3 protein-coding genes are annotated in these 3,702 nt (G+C 43.4%); 2 read left to right on the top strand and 1 reads right to left on the bottom strand.

Features of this window, described 5'->3' with window-relative positions; all coding sequences use genetic code 11:
• The first annotated feature begins 310 nt into the window (after window positions 1–310).
• Window positions 311–1,117 (top strand): alpha/beta fold hydrolase, encoded by an 807-nt coding sequence (locus tag JV36_RS0108930; RefSeq protein ID WP_032096866.1) that lies wholly within the window; start codon window positions 311–313, stop codon window positions 1,115–1,117.
• Window positions 1,118–1,145: 28 nt separating this feature from the next.
• Here the strand turns inward: JV36_RS0108930 and glgC are convergent, their stop codons facing one another.
• Window positions 1,146–2,411: a glucose-1-phosphate adenylyltransferase gene (glgC, locus tag JV36_RS0108925; protein WP_032096867.1), complete on the bottom strand. Its 1,266-nt coding sequence runs from the start codon at window positions 2,409–2,411 to the stop codon at window positions 1,146–1,148.
• Between the two features lie 667 nt (window positions 2,412–3,078).
• On the opposite strand from glgC, the gene JV36_RS0108920 reads away from it, so the two are divergent.
• On the top strand, window positions 3,079–3,612 hold the full coding sequence (locus JV36_RS0108920) for an SRPBCC family protein (RefSeq protein WP_032096868.1): 534 nt from the start codon (window positions 3,079–3,081) through the stop codon (window positions 3,610–3,612).
• Window positions 3,613–3,702: the final 90 nt, after the last annotated feature.

The raw sequence follows: 3,702 nt of genomic DNA, 5'->3' as shown, positions 1-3,702 counted from the left end.
AACGCGCAAAGGCATCTGGCCAAATCAGCTCAGCTTCAGCGGATGCTCAAGCGCGGTCGTGGCATTCCTACTAACGACGGTGCTCACTAGCCCTGGAAAACTGCCCGTGTTGTATGAAAACCTCATAAACCAACTGACTTACTATGAGCTTCCAACAAGGCGAGAAGACAGGTTATACCCTCGGTGCGTCAAACCCAAACCTAGTAAGTACCCTACTAAAAAGAAAAATGCCAGTCAGCTTAACTGACTGGCATTAGGCTGTAGGCCCCTTTTATTTTGAAGTCTTTTTATCAGGTTCAGGAGTGACACGGTGTCATCAGCAGAGTTAAGTTTTCACTTCGCCCATGCCAATGGCTTTCCAGCGGGAAGCTACAATACCCTATTTTCAGAATTGCCAAACAACTTTAATCGTTTACATGTTGAGCGCTTCGGTCACGATCCAAAGCTTCCCGTAAACGGTAACTGGCGCAATCAGGTACAAGAACTTATTCGCCATATAAGGGCTGAGAATAAGGACGAGCGCGGTGTATTCGCGGTTGGTCACTCTTTTGGTGCGGTAATATCGTACATGGCCGCATGTGAGGCGCCGGAATTATTTAGAGGCCTAATATTATTAGACCCTCCCTTAGTTGTGGGGCCAATGAGCCACTTTTTTAGATTGGCCAAGTACACGCCATTGATCAACAAATTAACCCCGGCAAAGTTAGCTCAAACAAGAAACACACAGTGGCCCGCTAATACCGATATGGTGGCTTACTTTCATGGAAAAGCCTTATTTAGAGATATGGATAAACGCTGCGTAAGAGATTACGTTAATGCCGTTACAGCAAATAAGCCGGACAGTATTTCATTAACGTTTAAAGCCGATGTGGAAGCGGCGCTGTTTCGAAACGTGCCCCATAATCTAGGAAAGTACAAAGGAAAGCTTAAGTGTCCGGCAGTGTTAGTTACCGGTACAAAAAGCAAGGTATGCAGACCAGAAATGTATTCTCGATTACTTCAGCATAACGCAATAACGCACACTGAGCTTGAAGGGGGGCATATGTTTCCGCTAGAGCATCCAGAGGCGGTAGCTAAATTTATTGCTACCACCTTACAACAATGGAATGCTTCGTAAACGAGGGTATAGTTAAATTGCTAGGCGCTTAGTACGCGCCTACATGTTGACCTAACATTTCACGAGTAACAAGGACTACGCCTTTTTCTGATACTCGGAATCCTCTGGCACGGTCCTCGTCATGGTCATAGCCAATGACAGTGCCTTCAGGGATAACACAGCCTCTGTCTATGATTACCTTTCTCAATTTGCACCCGCGCATAATTTCAACGCCAGGCAGTATGACTGCATCTTCAATCAGTCCATATGAGTGCACGCGAACATTTGAAAAGCAGATTGAGTTTCGCAGGGTGGAACCAGAGATAATACAGCCGCCAGACACCACTGAGTTGATGGCTTCGCCTCGTCTATCTTCGTCTTCCCACACAAACTTCGCTGGTGGCAGTTGTTCTTGATAAGTCCAAATAGGCCATTTTTTGTCATAAAGGTTTAGCTGCGGAACCGGTGATACCATTTCCATGTTAGCGTCCCAGAATGAGTCAAGTGTACCCACATCTCGCCAATACGCTTTCTCACCGTTATCGGCTTCAAAGGGAAACGCATGAACCAAGTGCTCTTCAATAATGGAAGGAATGATATCTTTACCAAAGTCTCGCTGAGAGCCTCTGTTCTTAGAATCTACACGCAGCTGTTCGAATAAAAACTCAGTATCAAAAACATAATTGCCCATTGATGCCAGGCAGCGAGTATCGTCGTGAGGAAGCGGAGTAGGGTGTTCCGGTTTTTCTTCAAAACCGTTTATACGGTATGACTCGTCTACCGACATAACACCGAACGAGCCAGCAGCCTCCTCAATAGGTACAGACATGCACGACACGGTCATTTTTGCGCCAGACTCAACGTGTTTAGCCAGCATGTCGCCGTAATCCATGCGATAAATATGGTCACCAGATAAAATCATGACATACTTGGGGAGTTCATCCCTTATGATGTCGATATTTTGAAACACCGCGTCTGCGGTACCTTCATACCAATTATCTGAAAAGCGCTGAGAGGCTGGAAGAATTTCTACAGATTCACCTAACTCTCTTTTAAAGTGACCCCAACCGCGAACAAGATGGCGAATAAGAGAGTGTGATTTGTATTGCGTTACTACGCCAACGCGCTTTATTCCTGAGTTAATACAATTTGATAAAGGAAAATCAATAATTCTGAATTTACCACCAAAATACAGTGCAGGTTTTGCTCTCCATTCTGTGAGCTCGTGTAACCTAGAGCCTTTACCACCAGCTAGAATCAACGCATAAGTATCACGAGTAAGGTTGCTTATGTAACGAGAACTCCGATCAGTCATTTCTTAACAACTCCTGTTTATAAATGGTGCCGATTTAACACGATGATAAATCTCTTGAACTGCGTTATATCGCTATTAACACGGCTGAATGCGCTCTTTGATTATTAAATCCCTTGTTCTCACGCCTTGATAGATACGTGGACTTACTTACTCTCATATTACAGAACACCTGTAAAAATAATAGGTTGATTTCATAACTTTACATCACTTTTTTATTAACATTTAGGGCAATGATAGCGCTTTCTTTTGTTTCGTTGAGCATATAAGAAAAATGTGTTCGCCAAAAAGAGCATATTTATAAAATAATACGTTAAGCACCCGCTGTCTGTGCCGCGCCTTTGCAGCAAGAACAATGCAATTTTATTTTGACCAAGAGACTCTAGAATTCCGCTAAGGGTTCACATTTATACTTTCTGCTCAACGCATTTCATAGAGAGCTGCACGTAGGTGGCGGTTGAATTAACAGGTGCTGTTTTTAAAAAAAAATCATTTTATAGACCATACTAAGCAAACGCGCCCTATGTAGGTTCCTCAGTGCGAATAGATGATTGGTTTACCAACAGAGACGAATTACTTTTTCGTTAAAAAGGGTTTTTATACAAATGCACAATGACATTTGTTAATTAAATGTTATATTTTGGTGCCGGTGATTAAAGAGGAGTAAAACATGGGTGTGTTAAAAAAGTTATTGTTTACTGTGAGCGGGCTAATTGTCCTTGTGATTGTCAGCAGTTTCTTTATGCCTCAACAATATACCGTGGAACGCAGTATCATCATTGATGCTGAAACGTCAGACGTATACCCATACGTAGTAAATTTAAAGCAATGGGAAAAATGGGGAGTGTGGTTTAAACGAGACCCCAATATGGAACTTTCCTATGCAGGACCGGATCGTGCTATCGGCATGCGACTTGAGTGGAAAAGCGATACCGAAGGCGATGGTGAAATGGAGATTGTTCAACTAGAGCACAACAGCAAGGTGGGTTACACGCTTTATTTTCCAGAAATGGATATGGGGTCGAGCGGTGTTGTAGAAATTGAAGCCACAGGCAATGGTAGCCGCGTGACTTGGCGCGATGAGGGCACGGTGGATAACAACCCGATTAATAAGCTGTTTGTTTTATTTATAGACGGCATGATAGGCCCAGATTTCGCAATGGGTTTAGAGAATTTAAAAACTGTGGTGGAGAATAACGCCTAAATCTAGGGCGTATTGATCTTTGCTGTACATTTTTGCAGCGGTCTGTGAGCTATTTAGACAAGGCGAATGGTTGAAGGTCTAGCGGGCTAA

Source organism: Alteromonas sp. LOR (assembly GCF_000753865.1).
Classification (GTDB): Bacteria; Pseudomonadota; Gammaproteobacteria; order Enterobacterales; family Alteromonadaceae; genus Alteromonas.
The sequence above is the reverse complement of the archived record's forward strand: the minus strand, read 5'-3'. Positions and strand labels throughout refer to the sequence as shown.